This window comes from Rubrivivax sp. JA1055, from assembly GCF_020966565.1.
Taxonomy (GTDB): Bacteria; Pseudomonadota; Gammaproteobacteria; order Burkholderiales; family Burkholderiaceae_C; genus Rubrivivax; species Rubrivivax benzoatilyticus.
The window spans coordinates 352,408-371,303 of the sequence record NZ_JAJKFP010000007.1 but is presented as its reverse complement, the minus strand read 5'-3'; the positions used below and the strand labels follow the sequence as shown (position 1 = coordinate 371,303).

Annotated in this window: 14 protein-coding genes; 3 read left to right on the top strand and 11 right to left on the bottom strand. The window is 73.2% G+C overall.

Annotation, left to right across the window (positions count from 1 at the left end):
• The first annotated feature begins 1 nt into the window (after position 1).
• From LOC65_RS18270 to LOC65_RS18260, 3 genes are all read left to right on the top strand, one after another.
• A complete protein-coding gene (locus tag LOC65_RS18270) occupies positions 2–826 on the top strand; it encodes a M48 family metalloprotease (RefSeq protein ID WP_206026548.1) in 825 nt (274 codons plus the stop codon).
• Positions 827–1,045: 219 nt separating this feature from the next.
• Positions 1,046–4,267, top strand: coding sequence for a BTAD domain-containing putative transcriptional regulator (locus LOC65_RS18265; RefSeq protein WP_230248600.1), 3,222 nt, complete (start codon positions 1,046–1,048; stop codon positions 4,265–4,267).
• Positions 4,268–4,372: 105 nt separating this feature from the next.
• A complete protein-coding gene (locus LOC65_RS18260) occupies positions 4,373–5,140 on the top strand; it encodes an immunoglobulin domain-containing protein (RefSeq protein ID WP_230248598.1) in 768 nt (255 codons plus the stop codon).
• A gap of 233 nt (positions 5,141–5,373) precedes the next feature.
• Here the strand turns inward: LOC65_RS18260 and ftsZ are convergent, their stop codons facing one another.
• From ftsZ to LOC65_RS18205, 11 genes are all read right to left on the bottom strand, one after another.
• A complete protein-coding gene (gene ftsZ, locus LOC65_RS18255) occupies positions 5,374–6,606 on the bottom strand; it encodes a cell division protein FtsZ (RefSeq protein WP_009858060.1) in 1,233 nt (410 codons plus the stop codon).
• A 76-nt stretch (positions 6,607–6,682) separates the two neighbouring features.
• Positions 6,683–7,915 carry a cell division protein FtsA gene (gene ftsA, locus LOC65_RS18250; RefSeq protein ID WP_009858061.1) on the bottom strand — a complete coding sequence of 411 codons (1,233 nt, stop codon included), beginning with the start codon at positions 7,913–7,915 and terminating at the stop codon, positions 6,683–6,685.
• 8 nt (positions 7,916–7,923) lie between these two features.
• Complete coding sequence (locus LOC65_RS18245; RefSeq protein ID WP_009858062.1) at positions 7,924–8,706, bottom strand: cell division protein FtsQ/DivIB; 783 nt, start codon at positions 8,704–8,706, stop codon at positions 7,924–7,926.
• Positions 8,707–8,713: 7 nt separating this feature from the next.
• Positions 8,714–9,664, bottom strand: coding sequence for a D-alanine--D-alanine ligase (locus LOC65_RS18240; protein WP_230248597.1), 951 nt, complete (start codon positions 9,662–9,664; stop codon positions 8,714–8,716).
• Positions 9,661–11,082 (bottom strand): UDP-N-acetylmuramate--L-alanine ligase, encoded by a 1,422-nt coding sequence (murC, locus tag LOC65_RS18235; RefSeq protein WP_230248595.1) that lies wholly within the window; start codon positions 11,080–11,082, stop codon positions 9,661–9,663. Before murC ends, LOC65_RS18240 begins: the two co-directional genes overlap by 4 nt.
• The gene (gene murG / locus LOC65_RS18230) at positions 11,079–12,158 is read right to left on the bottom strand and encodes an undecaprenyldiphospho-muramoylpentapeptide beta-N-acetylglucosaminyltransferase (protein WP_230248594.1); all 1,080 of its coding nucleotides are present in this window, start codon (positions 12,156–12,158) and stop codon (positions 11,079–11,081) included. Before murG ends, murC begins: the two co-directional genes overlap by 4 nt.
• Positions 12,155–13,393 (bottom strand): putative lipid II flippase FtsW, encoded by a 1,239-nt coding sequence (gene ftsW / locus LOC65_RS18225; RefSeq protein WP_206023518.1) that lies wholly within the window; start codon positions 13,391–13,393, stop codon positions 12,155–12,157. The genes murG and ftsW overlap by 4 nt, the downstream gene beginning before the upstream one ends.
• Entirely contained in the window at positions 13,390–14,889 is a 1,500-nt protein-coding gene (gene murD, locus LOC65_RS18220; protein ID WP_230248592.1) for a UDP-N-acetylmuramoyl-L-alanine--D-glutamate ligase, read from the bottom strand. Before murD ends, ftsW begins: the two co-directional genes overlap by 4 nt.
• Before the next feature lie 5 nt (positions 14,890–14,894).
• Entirely contained in the window at positions 14,895–16,076 is a 1,182-nt protein-coding gene (mraY, locus tag LOC65_RS18215) for a phospho-N-acetylmuramoyl-pentapeptide-transferase (RefSeq protein WP_009858068.1), read from the bottom strand.
• Positions 16,076–17,422, bottom strand: a complete 1,347-nt coding sequence (murF, locus tag LOC65_RS18210; RefSeq protein ID WP_230248588.1) for a UDP-N-acetylmuramoyl-tripeptide--D-alanyl-D-alanine ligase — start codon at positions 17,420–17,422, stop codon at positions 16,076–16,078. The genes mraY and murF overlap by 1 nt, the downstream gene beginning before the upstream one ends.
• Entirely contained in the window at positions 17,419–18,894 is a 1,476-nt protein-coding gene (locus LOC65_RS18205) for a UDP-N-acetylmuramoyl-L-alanyl-D-glutamate--2,6-diaminopimelate ligase (RefSeq protein WP_230248587.1), read from the bottom strand. Before LOC65_RS18205 ends, murF begins: the two co-directional genes overlap by 4 nt.
• Positions 18,895–18,896: the final 2 nt, after the last annotated feature.

Below are 18,896 nucleotides of genomic sequence, written 5' to 3'. Positions count from 1 at the left end.
CATGAAGTACACAACCAGAGCAGTGGCCGTGACGGCCCTGGCCGCACCGGCCCTGCTCGCCACCACGCCTGCCGTCCCCGCGAGCACGCCCAAGTACCTCGCCGAACGTGTCGACTGTGCCGCCGTCGCCGGCCTGTCGCTCGCGCCCGGCCAGCTCTCGGTGCTGCTCGTCGACGAATCGGCCAAGCCCGCACCGGCACGCCTGGAGCGTCTGCGCGCGCCGGCCTGCCGCGCCATCGCCGCCGCCCAGCGTGTCAACGACGACGGCTGGATGGACCGCGACTGGCTCGGCGACGTGATCGTCTCGGCCGTCGACCCGGCCGACGGCAAGCCCGCCACCGACCTGCAGCAGAGCCGCCTGCGCGCGCCGCACTACGTCGTCACCGTCAGCACCACGCTGGCCGACCAGGCCACGCCCGACGCGCTGACCTTCTCGCTGTCGCGCGAGCTCGGCCACGGCGTCTACCGCCACGGCACGCGCACCGCCGCGCTGCGCCTGCTGTCCACCGGCTTCTACGCCACCAGCGTGCTGGGCTTCGGCATGCTGCCGACGATCAGCGCCTCGGTCGTGGCCAGCGGCGCCGCCGTCGACGCCGGCCTGGGCGTCGGCACCTGCCTGGTCGCCGGGCTGAACAAGCGTTTCGAGCTGCAGGCCGACGCCTTCGCTGTGCGCTCGCTGCAGGCGCTGGGCACGCCCAAGGCCCAGGCGCAGCAGGTCGCGCTGGACGTGCTGCGCGCCGCGCCGGCCGAAGAAGGCCGCTGCATGGACGCGCAGAACGCCACCGCCGGCACCTTCGCGCGCAGCCAGGCCGTGCAGGCGCTCTGAGCGTCCACATTCCCGGCAACGGCCGCCTTCGGGCGGCCGTTTTTGTTTCCCGGGACGTGGGATGTCGTCTCCCGCGCCGCCTGGGCATGCTGAGCGGCGGCCGATAAGAGGTGGGTAAGCGCCCAGCGTGTACACCGTCCCGGCCGCCCCCCCGTGCGCAAGGAGGACCACGAATGCTCCCCACAGCCTGCCGCCCGGCACCGGGCCGCCACCGGCACGATGGCTGAGCCCGCGCCGCCGGCCGGCTGGCGGCTGCGGCTGGGCGGCGCGCCGCAGTTGCTCGAGGCCCAGCCGCAGGGGCGCACGCTGGCGCTGATCGCGCTCGACGCCGCCTGGCTGGCACTGGCCGCCGCGCCCGAAGGCCGCGACAGCCGCCAGGTCGCGCTGCTTGTCTGGCCCGACGCCGGCGAGCGTGGTGCGCTGAACAACCTGCACCAGCGTGTGCACCGGCTGCGCCGCACCACCGGCGCCCGCCTGGTCGAGACCGGCACACACTTCGTGCTGGCCGCCGACCTGGAACTGCCGCCCGAGGACTTCGCAGCGCTCGCCGCCGCCCCCGAAGCCGAGCCGGGCGAATGGCTGGCGGGCTGCGACTTCACCCACCGGCCGGCCTTGGCCGAGTGGCTGGAGCATCAGCGCGCCGCGCGCGGCGCTGCCTGGCGCGAGGCGCTGGCAGCCCGCGCCGCGGCGGCCGAACGCGACGGCGCGCTGGTGCTCGCGCTGCGCTGCGCCGAACGCCTGCTGGCGCTGGAGCCGCTGAGCGAACACGCCCACCGCCGCCTGATGCGCCTGCACCACCTGCGCGGCGACCGCGCCGGCGCGGTGGCGGCGTTCGAGCGCTGCGAGCGGCTGCTGAAGGACGAACTGGGGCTGACGCCCGACGCCGAGACACGCGCCCTGCTGAGCACGGTCGAACGCGGTCGCGGCGGCGAACTGGCGCCGGTGCGGCCGGTGCCCGCCGCGCTGCTGCGCCCGCCCCGGCTGGCCGGCCGGCGCGAGGCGCTGGCCGAGCTCGCGGCCGCCGAGCGCGACGGCGCCGTACTGCTGCTGGTCGGCGACGCCGGCATCGGCAAGACGCGGCTGCTGCAGGAGCATCTGGCCGGCCGGGCCGACGCCCTGCACGTACAGGCCCGGCCCGGCGACGAAGGCGTGCCCTACGCGACGCTGATGCGGCTGCTGCAGCGCCTGGCCCCGGCCGAGGCCGAGACGGCGCCGGCGCGTCCCGAGCGCATGCCCGCGCTGCTGCGGCACGCGCTCTTGGCGGCGCAGCGGCAGGCCCTGCGCGTCGTCGCCGTCGATGACCTGCACTTCGCCGACCGCGCGAGCATCGAGACGCTGCTGGCACTGGCCGTTGAACCTGCACTGCGCTGGATCCTCGCCCGGCGGCCGCCACCCCACGGCGCCGAGGACGCACTGGCGGCGCTGCTCGAGAGCGGCGGCACGCGCCGCCTGCTGCTCGGGCCGCTGGAAGCCAGCGAACTCGCCGAGCTGCTGCAGGGTCTGGACGTGGCGCCGCCGCAGTCGCGGGCCCTGGCCGACCAATTGCTGCAGCGCTGCGGCGGCAACCCGCTGTTCGTGCTGGAGACGCTGCGCGCCGCCTGGCGCGACGGCCTGCCCGAAGGCACGCTGCCGGTGCCGCGTGCGCTGGCGCACCTGGTCGAGCTGAGGCTTGCACGGCTGTCGCCCGAGGCGCTGGCACTGGCCCGCGTGGCGGCCATCGCGACGCCCGACTTCGACCTGCCGCTGGCCGAGCAGGTGCTGGGCGTGCCGGCACTGCGCCTGGCCGGCGCCTGGCACGAGCTGGAGCAGGCTCAGGTGCTGCGCGGCGAGCAGTTCGCGCACGACCTGATCCAGGACGCGGTGCTGGCCGCGATCCCGCAGGTGATCGCCCGGCACACGCACGGCCAGGTGGCGGCGGCGCTGGCCGCACGCGGCGTCGCGCCGGCGCGCGTGGCGCGGCACTGGCGGGAGGCCGGCCGCCACGCCGTGGCGGCGGCGGCATTCGAGGCCGCGTCGCGGCTCGCGGAACGGGCTTGCCGGCCTCGCGAGCAGGCGGAACTGCTGGCCGACGCGGCCCACGAGCACGACGCTGCCGGGGACGCCGTCGCGGCCCGGCGGGCGCGCACATTGCGGCTGGGAGCCGTGCTGCACAGCGGCGCCTGCACCGCCGCGATCACCGAAGGCCGGGCGCTGGCCGAGGCCTGCCGCGGCACGCCGCAGGCAGCGGCGGCGCTGGCCGCGCTGGCGCTGGCGCTGCTGTGGGGCCTGCAGCTGGAGGAAGGCCACGAGACCGCCGCGGCCGCGCTGCGCGAGGCCGGCGACGACGCCACCCGCGCCCGCGCCACCGCGCTGCTGGCCCACGGCGAGGCGCTGCGCGGGCGCGTGCACGAGGCGCTGGCGCTGATGCAACCGTGGCGCTCGCGCATCGACCGCGTCGGCGACCCGGCGCTGCAATGCGACTTCCTCGGCAACCTGGCCGCGATCCTGGTGCGCTTGAACCGGGCCATGGAGGCCCGGCCCGTGGCCGAAGCCCACCTCGCGGTGGCCCGCGAGCTGGGCGCCGTCGGCGAGCAGCTGTGCGCGCTGATGAACCTGTCCAACCTGCACGGACGGCAGGGCGAGCTGCAGGCCGCGATCGCCTACGGCCGCGAGGCCGACCGTCTGGCCACCGACGTCGAGCATTCGCGTTCGATCGTCGGCTGGAACCGCGCGACACTCGGCTACTGGCTGGCCGGAGCTGGCCGTTACGACGAGGCGCTGGAACTGCTGGAGACGGCCACCGAGATGCTGGCCGACAACGGCGTCCAGCGCACGGTCGCCCTGGGTCTGACGGGCCGCGTCTGGCTGGCGCTGGGCCAGCCGGCGCGGGCGCACCGCTGCCTGGACGGGATGATGGAGTTCCCGCCCGGCCCGACACGGGCCGGGCAGCAGTTGCTGCGCGCCCAGATCGCCGCGGCGACTGCAGCGGTGCCGCGGGCGCTGCTCGACGACGCCGTGGTGCAGGCACCGCCCGATGACCAAGTCCACCTCGCGGCAGCCGTCGAACTCGCCGCGCTGGATGGCGATGCGCAGGCGCTGGCGGCGCTGCAGCGGCGTGCCGAAGCGGCCGAGTTCTTTCCGCTTGCAGCGGAAGCCGCCGCACGCGTGCTCGAGTTCCTGCCGGAAGCCGCCGCCGGCGTGGCCGCCGAACGTGTCGAGCAGCGGGCGCTGGCCGCGCGATCGCCGGCCTACTACCTGCCGGGCCAGCTGCTGCTGTGCGCGCAGGCCTTCCACCGCGCCGGACGCGCCGCCGACGCCCGCCGCTGCCTGGACACGGCGCTGGACTGGGTGCACCGCGAGGCCCTGCCCCACGTGCCCGCCCCGTTCGTCGAGGGGTTCCTGCACCGCCAGCCGGTCAACGTGGCCTTGCGCGCCCTGGCGGCGCGGGTAACGCGGCAGTAAGTGCCTCGCCGCTACACCCTGGGAGCCGGATGCCGGCATTCAGGAAGGAGCGCAGCGATGGTTTCCAGTCGTGCACGGGACGTGGGGCGGGTGTGGCTCGCCGCGATGCTGACGGCGGCCCTGGCCGCCTGCGGCGGCGGCGGTGGCAGCGGCGGCGACACCATCGTCGTGCCGGCCGGCGCGCCGGTGATCGTGTTTCAGCCGGCGTCGACCCGCGTCGAGGAAGGCCAGCAGGCGCAGTTCGAGGTCAGCGCCAGCGGCACGGCGCCGCTGGTCTACCAGTGGCAGCGCGACGGCCTGGACATCGCGGGCGCGACCGACGATCGCTACACGACGCCGGCGGCGACCGCCGCGGACGATGGCGCGGTGTTCCGTGTCGTGGTCTCCAACGCCGAGGGCAGCACGACCAGCGCCGAGGCCGTGCTGTCGGTCGCGGCGGCCCCGGTGGAGGACGCGCTGACGCTGAGCGGCCCGGCCGCGGACGCGGTCGGGGCCGGCGCGCGCTACGTGCCGGCGAGCGCGTCGGCCTCGGCGCAGGCACCGGCCTGCAACGCGGGCAGCTGCAGCTCGTCGCTGATGCTGATCTGGAGCCGCGGCCCGGGCGACCAGCTGATGGTCACGCTGATGTCCAACGGCGTCGCCGAGCCGGGCGCGACACCGGGCACGCAGGTCAACGCCATCGGCATCACGCTGTCACCCGGGGTCGTCGGCGCGATGGGACTGAACTACGCCTGTGCCGGCGAGGGCTGCAGCCTGCCGGCACTGGGCATCACGCTGGACCGGCAGGCCCGCACGCTGCGCTTCGCCGGCACCCGCGTGCCGGCCTGGACCGGCGGGCCCGAGGTCGTGCTCGACGGCGCGCTGCGCTACTGAACAGGGGGAGGAGGAGCGGGAACGACAAAGGGGCGGCCCTGGGGGCCGCCCCTTCCCGTCTGGTCAACCGTCTGAAACTGGGCTCTCAGCCCTCGCGCGTGAAATCGCGCTCGGGCCTGAGCCTGGCGTGCAAGGCCTTCCCGAACCGCACGTCCCGGCTCAGCCCTCGCGCGTGAAATCGCGCTCGGGCCTGAGCCTGGCGTGCAAGGCCTTCCGGCCTTGCACGTCCCGGCTCAGTCAGCCTGCTTGCGCAGGAAGGCCGGGATCTCGATCTCGTCCATGCCGTTGCTGGCCAGCGCGTCGACCTTGGCCGCGGCCTGGCTGCGGCCGCTGCGCCAGACGCTGGGCGTGTTCAGCCCGGCGTAGTCGTGCGCCGGGGCCGGCGCGGCGGCGCCGAGCGCCGGCTGGGTCAGGATCGGCAGGTTGTCGGTGCCGGTGCGCAGCACCGGCTGCGCGGCCGGGGCCTGCTGCACCACGGCCAGCGGCGGCGCCGGGCGGGTCTCCTGGCGGCGCGCCGAGCTCAGGCCGGTGGCGATGACGGTGACACGCAGCTGGTCGCCCAGGCTCTCGTCGTAGGCCGTGCCGTAGATGACGTGGGCGTCGTCGGCGGCGTAGCGGCGGATGGTGTTCATCGCGTTGCGGCTCTCGGCGAGCTTGAAGGTCGCCTTGCTCGCGGCGATCAGCACCAGCACGCCGCGTGCGCCCGACAGGTCGATGCCTTCGAGCAGCGGGCAGGCCACCGCGGCGTCGGCGGCCTTGGTGGCGCGGTCCGGGCCGCCGGCGGTGGCGGTGCCCATCATCGCCTTGCCGGGCTCGCTCATCACCGTCTTCACGTCCTCGAAGTCGACGTTGACGAGACCGGGGATGTGGATGATGTCGCTGATGCCGCCGACGGCGTTCTTCAGCACGTCGTTGGCGTGCGCGAAGGCCTGGTCCTGCGTCACGTCCTCGCCCATCACGTCGAGCAGCTTCTCGTTGAGCACGACGATCAGGCTGTCGACGTTGGCCTCGAGCTCGCTGACGCCGTCGTCGGCCTGCTTGCCGCGGCGCTTGCCCTCGAACTCGAAGGGCTTGGTGACGACGCCGACGGTCAGGATGCCCATCTCCTTGGCGACGCGGGCGATGACCGGCGCGGCGCCGGTGCCGGTGCCGCCGCCCATGCCGGCGGTGATGAACAGCATGTGCGCGCCGCTGATGGCCTCGCGGATGCGGTCGACGGCCTCCTCGGCGGCCGAGCGGCCGACCTCGGGCTTGGCGCCGGCGCCCAGGCCGCTGGTGCCCAGCTGCACGAGCGTCGCCGCGCCGCTGCGGTGCAGGGCCTGCGAGTCGGTGTTGGCGCAGATGAAGTCCACGCCCTGCACGCCCTGGGCGATCATGTGCTCGACGGCATTGCCGCCGCCGCCGCCGACGCCGATCACCTTGATCTGCGTGCCTTGGTCGAATTCCTCGATCATTTCGATGGGCATGTGGAGCCTCCTAGTGAATGCAGTTGCCAGACGGTTGACTTGACGGTTGGAAACGGGACCTCGTCACGGGTCCTCTTCAGAAATTGCCCAGGAACCAGTCCTTGGCGCGGCCGAGCAGCGTCGTCACCGACCCCGCCTGGGCCGCGGCCTTGTGACCGCGTTGCCGTGCCAGACGCGCCTCCTCGAGCAGCCCCATGACGGTGGCCGACCGCGGATTCGCGACCATGTCGCCGAGTGCGGCGTGGTACGTGGGCAGGCCACGCCGCACCGGCTTCAGAAAGATGTCCTCGCCGAGCTCGATCATCCCGGGCATCACCGACGAGCCGCCGGTGATGACGATCCCCGAGGACAGCAGCTCCTCGTAGCCGCTCTCGCGGATGACCTGGTGCACGAGGGTGAAGATCTCCTCGACACGCGGCTCGATGACGCCGGCCAGCGCCTGCTTGCTCAGCATGCGCGGCGCGCGGTCGCCCAGACCCGGCACCTCGACCTGGTCGGCCGGGTCGGCCAGCAGCTGCTTGGCGACGCCGTGCTCGACCTTGATCTCCTCGGCGTCCTTGGTCGGCGTGCGCAGCGCCATCGCGATGTCGCTGGTGATCAGGTCGCCGGCGATCGGGATCACCGCGGTGTGGCGCACGCTGCCGTCGGTGTAGATCTGCACGTCGGTGGTGCCGGCGCCGATGTCGACGACGGCCACGCCGAGCGACTTCTCGTCGTCGGTCAGCACCGCGGCGGCGCTGGCGCTGGGGTTGAGCACCAGGCGCTCGACCTCCAGGCCGCAGCGGCGCACGCACTTCAGGATGTTCTCGGCGGCACTCTGGGCGCCGGTCACGATGTGGACCTTGACCTCCAGCCGCGAGCCGCTCATGCCGATCGGCTCCTTGACCTCGTGGCCGTCGATCACGAACTCCTGCGGCTCGACGAGCAGCAGGCGCTGGTCGTTGGGGATGTTGATCGCCTTGGCGGTCTCGACGACACGCGCCACGTCCACCGTCGTCACCTCGCGGTTGTCGCGCACGATGACCATGCCGGTGGAGTTCTGGCCGCGGATGTGGCTGCCGGTGATGCCGGTGTAGACCCGGTCGATCTTGCAGGCGGCCATCATCTCGGCCTCCTTCAAGGCCTGCTGGATGCTCTGCACCGTGGCGTCGATGTTCACGACGACGCCGCGCTTCAGGCCATGCGTCGTCGCGACGCCGAGGCCGGCGACGCGCAGCTCGCCGTCGGGCAGCACTTCGGCGGCGACCACCATGACCTTGGCGGTGCCGATGTCCAGGCCGAAGACGAGATCCTTGTATTCCTTGGCCATGTTGTCCTTCAGTTGATCGTCTTCGTCGTCACGCCACGCAGTCGCACCGCATAGCCGTCGGTGTGGCGCAGGTCGGCGTATTCCAGCGGCGCGCGCCAGCGCGCCGTCACCTCGGGCAGCGTGCGCACGAAGCGCGCGGCGCGCGCGAGCACCTCGTCCTCGCTGCCGCGGCCCAGTTCCAGCGTCGCGCCGCTGTCGAGCTCGACACGCCACGAGCCGCGGTGCGACAGATGCAGCTCGCCGATCGCCGCGTCCAGCGGCTCGAACAGCGGCTGCAGCCGGCGGTACATCGCCAGCACCGAGGCCGCAGCCTCGTCGGGACCGGAGAACGCCGGCAGGCCGTCGTCCTCGACGTCGCCGACATTGGCGTCGAACAGTTCGCCGTAGCTGTTGACGAGGCGGTCGTTGCCGTCGTCGCCCTGCCAGACGGCGGCCGCGCGGTGCTCCTCCAGACGCACCGCCAGCCGGTCGGGCCAGACCCGGCGCACGACCGCGCTGCGCACCCAGGGCACGGCCTCGAAGGCCTCGCGGCCCTGGTCCAGGTCCAGGCTGAAGAAGTTGCCGCGCAGCCGCGGCATCGCGTTGGCGCGGATCGTGTGCACGCTGTTGCGGCCCAGGTCGCCGTCGATCTCGACGGCGTGGATCGTGAACAGCGGCGCGCGCGAGAGCCAGGCCACGCCGGCGGCCAGCAGCGCCGCGCCGGCGAGCACGAACACCCCGGCCGCGACGCCGTTCATCAGGCGCACGTCGACCGGTTGTTCGGCCAGCGGCAGGGCTGGGGCGCGGCTCATGGTCGTCTCAGGTCCCCGGGTGGTCCAGCGCGGCGCACTCGAGCACGTGCACGCACAGCTGTTCGTAGCTCAGGCCGGCCACGCGCGCGGCCAGCGGCACCAGCGAGTGGCTGGTCATGCCCGGGCTGGTGTTCATCTCCAGCAGGAAGGGCTTGCGGTCGCTGGCGCGGATCATCAGGTCGGCGCGGCCCCAGCCGCGGCAGCCGAGCAGGCGGTAGGCGGCCAGCGTCAGGCGCTGGATCTCGGCCTCCTCGGCCGGCGGCAGGCCGCTCGGGCAGTGGTAGCCGGTCTCCTCGGAGAAGTACTTGTGCTCGAAGTCGTAGTTGCCGCCCGGCGCGACGATGCGGATCACCGGCAGCGCCCGCGCCGAGGCGCCGTCGCCGAGCACCGCGCAGGTGACTTCCTCGCCGTCGATGAACTCCTCGCAGAGCACGTCGGCGTCGTACTCGGACGCCAGCTTCACCGCGTCCTGCATCTCGGAGTAGCCGGCGACCTTGGTGATGCCGATCGACGAGCCCTCGCGCGGCGGCTTGACGATCAGCGGCAGGCCGAGCTGGTCGGGCACGGCGACGACGTGCTCGCGCGCCTGGCGATCGGGCGCGAGCCAGGCCCAGCGCGGCGTCGGCAGGCCTTCGGCGGCCCAGATGCGCTTGGTCATCACCTTGTCCATCGCGATCGCGCTGGCCATCACGCCGGAGCCGGTGTAGGGGATGCGCAGCAGCTCCAGCGCGCCCTGCACCGTGCCGTCCTCGCCGTGGCGGCCGTGCAGCGCGATGAAGGCGCGTTCGAAGCCGGCGTGCTTGAGTTCGGCCAGCTCGCGCTCGGCCGGGTCGAACGGGTGCGCGTCGACACCGGCGCGGTGCAGCGCCTCGAGCACGCCGTGGCCCGACATCAGCGACACCTGCCGCTCGGCGCTCGATCCGCCCATCAGGACGGCGACCTTGCCCAGGTGTTTCATGCCACGGCTCCTTGCGTCAGTTCCACGACCTTCTGCGGCACGCCGCCCATCGAGCCGGCGCCCATCGCGATGACGACGTCGCCGTCCTGCGCGAACTCGGCGATCGCCTGCGGCAGCTCGGCGATGGCGTCGACGAACACCGGGTCGACCTTGCCGGCGACCCGCAGCGCACGGGCCAGCGCGCGGCCGTCGGCGGCGACGATCGGCGCCTCGCCGGCGGCGTAGACCTCGGTCAGCAGCACCGCGTCGGCGCTGCCCATGACCTTGACGAAGTCCTCGAAGCAGTCGCGCGTGCGGGTGTAGCGGTGCGGCTGGAAGGCCAGCACCAGGCGCCGGCCCGGGAAGGCGCCGCGCGCCGCGGCGACCACCGCCGCCATCTCGGCCGGGTGGTGGCCGTAGTCGTCGATCAGCGTGAAGCTGCCGCCGCCGCGCGCCGCCGACACCGGCAGCTCGCCCCAGCGCTGGAAGCGCCGGCCGACGCCGGTGAAGCCGGCCAGCGCACGCACCGTCGGCTCGTCGGGCAGCTCCAGCTCCATCGCCACGGCGATCGCGGCCAGCGCGTTGCAGACGTTGTGCACGCCGGGCAGGTTCAGCGTGATCGACAGGTCGGGCAGCGCGACGCCGTTGCGGCGCTGGGCGGTGAACTTCATGCGCCCGCCGGGCAGCGCCTCGACGTCGACGGCACGCACCTGCACGTCCTCGCCGAGGCCGTAGCTGACGACCGGGCGCGACAGCATCGGCATGATCGCGCGCACGCCGGGGTCGTCGCCGCAGACGATGGCCGCGCCGTAGAACGGCATGCGGTGGATGAAGTCGACGAAGGCCGAACGCAGCCGCGACAGGTCGTGGCCGTAGGTCTCCATGTGGTCGGCGTCGATGTTGGTGACGACGGCCATGATCGGCATCAGGTTCAGGAACGAGGCGTCGCTCTCGTCGGCCTCGACGACGATGTACTCGCCCGAACCGAGGCGCGAGTTGGCGCCGGCGCTCAGCAGCTTGCCGCCGATGACGAAGGTCGGGTCGCGGCCGGCTTCGGCGAGCACGCTGGCGACCAGCGAGGTCGTCGTCGTCTTGCCGTGCGTGCCGGCGATGGCGATGCCGCGGCGCAGGCGCATCAGCTCGGCCAGCATCACCGCGCGCGGCACGACCGGGATGCGGCGCGCACGGGCGGTGATGACCTCGGGGTTGTCGCCCTTCACCGCGGTCGAGATGACGACGGCGTCGGCGCCCTCGATGTTGGCGGCGTCGTGGCCGATGGCGATGCGCAGGCCCAGCGCGGCCAGGCGCTCGGTGGTCGCGCTGGCGGCCTGGTCGCTGCCGGTGACGCGGTAGCCCAGGTTGTGCAGGATCTCGGCGATGCCGCTCATGCCGGCGCCGCCGACGCCGACGAAGTGGATCTGCTTGACCGCGTGTTTCATCGCTTGCTCAGGTTCTCGATCAGGTCCGCGACACGCGCGGCCGCCTGCGGGCGGGCCAGCGCGCGGGCGCGGTCGGCCATCGCGGCGAGCGCGGCGCGGTCCAGCGCGCGCAGCTCGTCGGCGAGGCGTTCGGGGTTCAGTTCGGATTGCGGCAGGTGCCTGGCGGCACCCCGGGCGGCCATCATCTCGGCGTTGTCACGCTGGTGCGAGGTCGTGCTGACGATCAGCGGCACCAGGATCGATGCAACGCCGGCGGCGCACAGTTCGCTGACCGTGATCGCGCCAGCGCGGCACAGCATCAGGTCGCAGTCGGCCAGGCGGCGCGGCATGTCGTCGATGAACGGCAGCACCTCGGCGTCGACGCCGGCCGCGGCGTAGGCGGCCTTGACGGCCTCGAGCTGGGCGGCGCCGGTCTGGTGGGTGACGAGCGGACGCTCGTGCGGCGCGAGCTTGGCCAGCGCCTGCGGCACGGTCTCGTTGAGCACCTTGGCGCCCAGGCTGCCGCCGACGACGAGCAGCTTCAGCGCGCCGCTGCGGCCGGCATAACGTTCGGCCGGCGCCGGCAGCGCCTCGATCTCGGCGCGCACCGGGTTGCCGGTGACGACGGCGTTCTTCGTCGATTGCGCCGCCGCGCCGTCGAAGCCGAAGGCGACGCGGTCGGCCACCGGCAGCAGCGAGCGGTTGGACAGCAGCATCGCGGCGTCGGCGTTGACCAGCACCAGCGGCCTGGACAGCAGCGAAGCCATCAGCCCGCCGGGGAAGCAGACGTAGCCGCCCATGCCGAGCACGGCGTCGGCGCGGCGCCGGCGCAGGATGCCCAGGCAGTCGGCGAAGGCCTTCAGCAGGCGCAGGCCGCCGGTCAGCGCGCCCATCGCGCCCTTGCCGCGCAGGCCGGCGAAGCCGATCGTGTCCAGCGTGATGCCGGTCGGCGGCACCAGCTTGTTCTCCATGCCGGTCTTCGTGCCCAGCCAGCTGACCGTCCAGCCGCGGCGCTGCATCTCGCGCGCGACGGCGATGCCGGGAATGACGTGGCCGCCGGTGCCGGCCGCCATCACGACGAGGTGGCGCGTGCTCATGCTCGCCCTCCCCGCATCAAGGTGCGGTTCTCGATATCGACCCGCACGACGATCGCCAAAGCGACGAGGTTCATCAGGATCGCCGAGCCGCCGTAGCTCATCAGCGGCAGCGTCAGGCCCTTGGTCGGCAGCACGCCGAGGTTCACGCCCATGTTGATGAAGGCCTGGCCGCCCATCCAGATGCCGACGCCCTGCACCATCAGCCCGGCGAAGACGCGGTCCAGCGCGATCGCCTGGCGGCCGATGACGAAGATGCGCCGCGTCAGCCAGAAGAACAGCGCGATGACCGAGGCGACGCCGACGAAACCCAGCTCCTCGCCGATGACGGCGAGCAGGAAGTCGGTGTGCGCCTCGGGCAGGTAGTGCAGCTTCTCGACGCTGGCGCCCAGCCCCTGGCCGAAGAGCTCGCCGCGGCCGAAGGCGATCAGCGAGTGCGTCAGCTGGTAGGCCTTGCCCTGCGCGTAGGCCGGGTCCCAGGGGTTCAGGTAGGCCAGGATGCGCTCGCGGCGCAGGTCGTCGAAGGCGATGATCGTCGCGAAGGTGCCGACCAGCACCGCGGCGATCAGGAAGAACATGCGGCCGTTGACGCCGCCCAGGAACAGGATGCCCATGGCCACCGTCGCGATGACGATGAAGGCACCCATGTCGGGCTGGCGCAGCAGCAGCGCGCCGATGAAGGCCACCGCGACGACCATCGGCCAGACGGCACGGAAGAAGTTCTCCTTCACGTCCATCTTGCGCACCATGTAGCTGGCCGCGTACATGGCGATCGTGATCTTCGCCAGCTCCGAGGGCTGGAAGTTCATGATGCCCAGCGGGATCCAGCGGCGCGAGTTGTTGACCACCTTGCCGACGAAGGGCAGCAGCACCAGCACCAGCAGCACCAGCGAGACGACGAAGATCTTCTCGGCGTGTTTCTCCCAGAACGACACCGGCACCTGCACGACGGCGAACGCGACCACCGCGCCCAGCGCCAGCGCGAACACGTGGCGCGTCAGGAAGTACGAGGACGAGTAGTTGGCGAACTTCGGGTTGTCGGGCAGCGCGATCGACGCCGAATAGACCATCACCAGGCCGAGCAGCAGCAGCGTCGCGACGACGGCGACGAAACTCTGGTCGAAGGCGCGCAGCGTCGCCGGGCGGCCGCCGGCGGCGACGCGGTCGCGCACCGGCAGCGTGCCGACGCTCTCGCGCCGGGCCGCCCACCATTCGCGGATCGCGCCGACGGCCTTCATGCCTGGCCCTTCTCCGCGGCCAGCGCCTGCACCGCGGCGGCGAAGACCTCGGCGCGGTGGGCGTAGTTGCGGAACATGTCCATGCTGGCGCAGGCCGGGCTCAGCAGCACGGCGTCGCCCGGCTGGGCCTGCTCGAAGCACCAGGCGACGGCGGCCTCCAGCGTGGCGTGGCGCGCCAGCACCGGGCCGCGCACGTGCGGCTCGATGGCCGGCGCGTCGCGGCCGATGGTCGCCACGGCACGCGCCCAGCGCGCCAGCGGCGCGGCCAGCGGCGCGAAGTCCTGGCCCTTGCCGTCGCCGCCGAGGATGACGACCAGCTTGGCCGGCGTCTTGTCGGCGCCCAGGCCGTCGAGCGCGGCGACGGTGGCGCCGACGTTCGTGCCCTTGCTGTCGTCGAAGGCCTCGACCTCGCCGACGTTGCCGATCCACTGCACGCGGTGCGGCTCGCCGGCGTAGTCGCGCAGGCCGTGCAGCAAGGAGCTGAGCGGGCAGCCGATGGCCGTGGCCAGCGCCAGCGCGGCCAGCGCGTTGGCGGCGTTGTGGCGGCCGCGGATGCGCAGCGCGTCGGCCGGCATCAGGCGCTGCAGGTGGATCTCGTGGTCCTCGTCGCGGCGCAGCTTGACGGTCTCGTCGGCCGGCAGCGCCCGCACCAGCCAGGCCATGCCGTTCTCGACGACCAGGCCCCAGTCGCCGGGGCGGCGCGGCGCGTCCAGGCCGAAACGCTGCACGCTGCGGCCCACCGGCTTGGCGCGGCCCTTGGCCGGCGGCGGCGGCGGCACCATGGCCTCGACCAGCGGGTCGTCGCGGTTGATGACCATCACCGCGTCGCGGCCGAAGACGCGCGCCTTGGCCGCGGCGTAGGCCTCCATCGAGCCGTGCCAGTCCAGGTGGTCCTGGGTGACGTTGAGCACCGCGGCGGCGGCCGGCTCGAAGCCGCTGACGCCGTCGAGCTGGAAGCTGGAGAGCTCGAGCACCCAGACCTCGGGCAGCTCGTCCAGCCGCGCGGCCAGCGTGTCGAGCATCGTCGGGCCGATGTTGCCGGCCAGCACGACGCTGCGCCCGGCGCGTTCGACGAGCAGCCCGGTCAGCGTCGTCGTCGTCGTCTTGCCGTTGGTGCCGGTGATCGCGATGACCTGCGGCGCGTAGCCGCGTTCGGCCTTCAGCGCGGCCAGCGCCTCGGCGAACAGGTCGAGCTCGCCCTGCACCGGCAGGCCGCGGAACCGCGCCTCCTGCAGCACCGCGGCGATGCGCGCGTCGTGCGGCGCCAGCCCGGGGCTCTTCAGCACGCGCGCGGCGCCCTCGACGGCCTCGCGCGGCAGCGCGCCCGACAGCAGCTCGGCGCCGGGGCAGTGCTCGCGCAGCGCGGCGGCGCCGGGCGGGTTCTCGCGCGAGTCCCAGACGCGCACGCGCGCGCCGTGGCGCGCGCACCAGCGCGCCATCGCCAGCCCGGAGTCGCCGAGGCCGAGCACGAGGACGGAGCGGTCGTGCAGGTCCATCGTGCTCACCGCAGCTTCAGGCTGGCCAGGCCGACCAGGCACAGCAGCATCGTGATGATCCAGAAGCGCACCACGACCTGGCTCTCGGTCCAGCCCTTCTTCTCGTAGTGGTGGTGCAGCGGCGCCATCAGGAAGATGCGCCGGCCCTCGCCGTAGCGCTTCTTCGTGTACTTGAACCAGGCGACCTGGGCCATCACCGACAGCGCCTCGGCGACGAAGATGCCGCCCATGATCCCGAGCACGATCTCCTGGCGCGTGATGACGGCGATCGTGCCCAGCGCGCCGCCCAGCGCCAGCGCGCCGACGTCGCCCATGAAGACCTGCGCCGGGTTGGCGTTGAACCACAGGAAGGCCAGCCCCGCGCCGGCCAGCGCGGCGCAGAACACCAGCAGCTCGCCGGCCCCCGGGATGTAGGGCAGCAGCAGGTAGCGCGAGAACACCGAGTTGCCGGTGACGTAGGCGAAGACGCCCAGCGCCGAGCCGACCAGCACCACCGGCATGATCGCCAGCCCGTCCAGGCCGTCGGTGAAGTTGACGGCGTTGCTGGCGCCGACGATGACGAACCAGGTCAGCGCGATGAAGCCGAACACGCCCAGCGGGTAGCTCACCGTCTTGAAGAACGGCACGATCAGGTCGGCCTTGGGCGGCAGGTCGTTGGAGAAGCCGCTCGTCACCCAGCGCACGAACAGCTCCAGCACGCGCAGGTTCGAGGTCTCGGAGACGCTGAACGCGAGGTAGACCGCGGCGAACAGGCCGATCAGCGTCTGCCAGAAGAACTTCTCGCGCGAGCGCATGCCTTCCGGGTCCTTGCGCACGACCTTGCGGTAGTCGTCGGCCCAGCCGATGGCGCCGAAGCCGAAGGTCACGATCATCACGACCCAGACGAAGCGGTTGCTCCAGTCGAACCACAGCAGCGTCGACACCGCGATGCCCAGCAGCACCAGCACGCCGCCCATCGTCGGCGTGCCGCGTTTGCCCAGGTGGGTCTGCACGCCGTACTCGCGGATCGGCTGGCCGATCTTCATCTCGGTCAGCCGGCGGATGACCCAGGGGCCCAGCGCCAGGCCGATCAAGAGCGCCGTCATCGCCGCGAGCACGGCGCGGAACGTGAGGTACTGGAAGACGCGCAGGAAACCCAGCTCGTCCGGGAACAGCGAGAGGAGCCACTGGCTGAGGGTGAGCAGCATCAGCGCACCCCTTCCTTCAACGCGCGCACGACCTGCTCCATCCGCATGAACCGGGAACCCTTGACCAGCACCGACGCGGCCTGCGGCGCGTCGGCGAGCGCGGCGACCAGCGCCGACGTGTTGTCGAAATGACGATCGGCGCCGACGTGGCGCGACAGCGTGCCGGCGGTCCAGACCGTCTCGATGCCGGCGGCCCGCGCCGCGGCGCCGACCTCGGCATGGAACTCGGGGCCGCGCTCGCCGACCTCGCCCATGTCGCCCAGCACCAGCCAGCGCGGGCCTGGCAGCGCCGCCAGCACGGCGACGGCGGCCAGCGCCGAGTCGGGGTTGGCGTTGTAGCTGTCGTCCACCAGCGTGATCTCGCCGTGCGCCGTGGCCAGGCGCGCGGCCTGCGAACGCCCGGCCACCGGCTGGAAGGCCGCCAAGCCGGCGGCGATGGCCGCCGGCGCGACACCCGCGGCCAGCGCGCAGGCGGCGGCGGCGAGCGCGTTCTTCACGTTGTGCCGGCCGGCGACGGCCAGCGTGGTGACCAGCGGGCCGGCCGGCGTCGCCATCTCGACGCGCCAGCGATCACCCTGCCAGGTGGCGCGCGCCGTCAGGTCGGCGGCGCCGTCGAGCGCGAAGGTGATCGTGCGGCGCGCACCGGCCAGCTCGCGCCACAGCGGCGTGTAGTCGTCGTCGGCCGGGAACACGGCGACGCCTGCGGGCGGCAGCATCGTGATCGCCTGGCCGTTCTCGCGCGCCACGGCCTCGACCGTGGCCATGAACTCCTGGTGCTCGCGCTGGGCGTTGTTGACGAGCGCGATCGTCGGCCGGGCGATGGCCGCCAGCTCGGCGATCTCGCCCGGGTGGTTCATGCCCAGCTCGACGACGCCGGCGGCATGCGCCGGCTCCAGCCCGAGCAGCGTCAGCGGCACGCCGATGTGGTTGTTCAGGTTGCCGCGCGTGGCGAAGGCGGCGTCGCCGTGCGCGGCGCGCAGGATCGCGGCGACCATCTGCGTGACCGTCGTCTTGCCGTTGCTGCCGGTGACGGCGACCAGCGGCAGCGTGAAACGCGCGCGCCAGCCGGCCGCCAGCTGCTGCAGCGCGGCCAGCGCATCGGGCACCTGCAGGCCGGGCAGCGCATCGGACAGGCCGTGTTCGGCGATCGCCGCGACGGCGCCGGCCTCGCGCGCGGACGCGAGGAACTCGTGGCCGTCGAAACGTTCGCCGCGCAGCGCGACGAACAGGTCGCCAGGCTGCAGCGTGCGCGTGTCGGTGTGCACGCGCGCGAACGCCGTCGTGCCGTCGCCGACCAGCGTCGCGCCGGGCACGAACGGCAGCGCCTGGGCCAGCGTCGACCTCATCCGCGCACCTCCGTGCGGCGCGCCAGCGCGGCACGCGCCTCGGTCTCGTCGGAGAACGGGCGGCGCACGCCCTTGATCTCCTGGTAGTCCTCGTGGCCCTTGCCGGCCAGCAGCACGACGTCGCCCGGCGCGGCGTTGGCGACCGCATAGGCGATCGCCTCGTGGCGGTCCTCGATGACGTCGACTTCGTCGTGGCCGGCGACGCCGGCCAGGATCTGCGACAGGATGAAACACGGCGCCTCGTCGCGCGGGTTGTCGCTGGTGGCGACGACGCGGTCGGCCAGGCGCGCGGCGATGGCGCCCATCAGCGGGCGCTTGGTGGCGTCGCGGTTGCCGCCGCAGCCGAACACGCACCACAGCCGGCCGCCGCGCGCGGCCGCCAGCGGGCGCAGCGCCTGCAGCACCTTCTCCAGCGCGTCGGGCGTGTGCGCGTAGTCGACGACGACCTCGACGTCCCCGCCGGGCACCCGCTGCATGCGCCCGGGCACCGGCGTCAGCGCCGGCACGACGGCCGCGGCGTCGGCCAGCGGCACGCCCAGCGCGCGCAGGCCGCCGATGACGGCCAGCAGGTTGTGCACGTTGTATTCGCCGATCAGCGTGCTGCGCACTTCGACCGCGGCATCGCCTTCGTGCAGCGTGAAGGCCAGGCCGCCGTCGACGTAGCGCACGTCGCGCGCCACGAGGCGCGCCGCGCCGTTCACGGCGTAGGTCCAGACGTCCAGCGCCAGCGGCTCGGCGGCCAGCCGCGCGCCCTGCTCGTCGTCGACGTTGATCACCGCGGCCTTCAGCCCCGGCCAGGCGAACAGGCGGCGCTTGGCCTCCCAGTACGCGGCCATCGTGCCGTGGTAGTCGAGGTGGTCGCGCGTGAAGTTGGTGAACAGCGCGACGTCGATCTCGGCGGCGTCCAGGCGGTGCTCGACGATGCCGATCGACGAGGCCTCCAGCGCGCAGGCGGCGAAACCCTGGTCGACGAAGCCGCGGAAGGCGGCATGCAGCGTCACCGGGTCCGGCGTCGTCAGGCCCGTGGCGCGCACCGCGCCCGGCTCGCCGACACCCAGCGTGCCCATCACGCCGCAGCGCTGGCCCAGGCGGGTCAGCGCCTGCGCGGTCCACCAGGCGGTCGAGGTCTTGCCGTTGGTGCCGGTCGTGGCGACGAGCTTCAGCCGCTGGCTCGGATGCTCGAAATAGGCGTGGGCGATGTCGCCGGTGACGGCCTTCAGGTCGGGCAGCGTGGCCACACGCGCGTCCTCGAAGCCGAAGGCCTCGACGCCGTCGAGCTCGACCAGGCAGGTCGACGCGCCGGCGTCCAGCGCCTGCTGGACGAAGCGGCGGCCGTCGTTGGCGTAACCCGGCCAGGCGATGAAGGCGTCGCCGGGCTGCACGAGGCGGCTGTCGGTGCGCAGCGTGCCGGTGACCCAGGACGAGAGCCAGCGGGCGGCGGCCTCGGGGGACTTCAGGCGCGTCAGCGGCATGC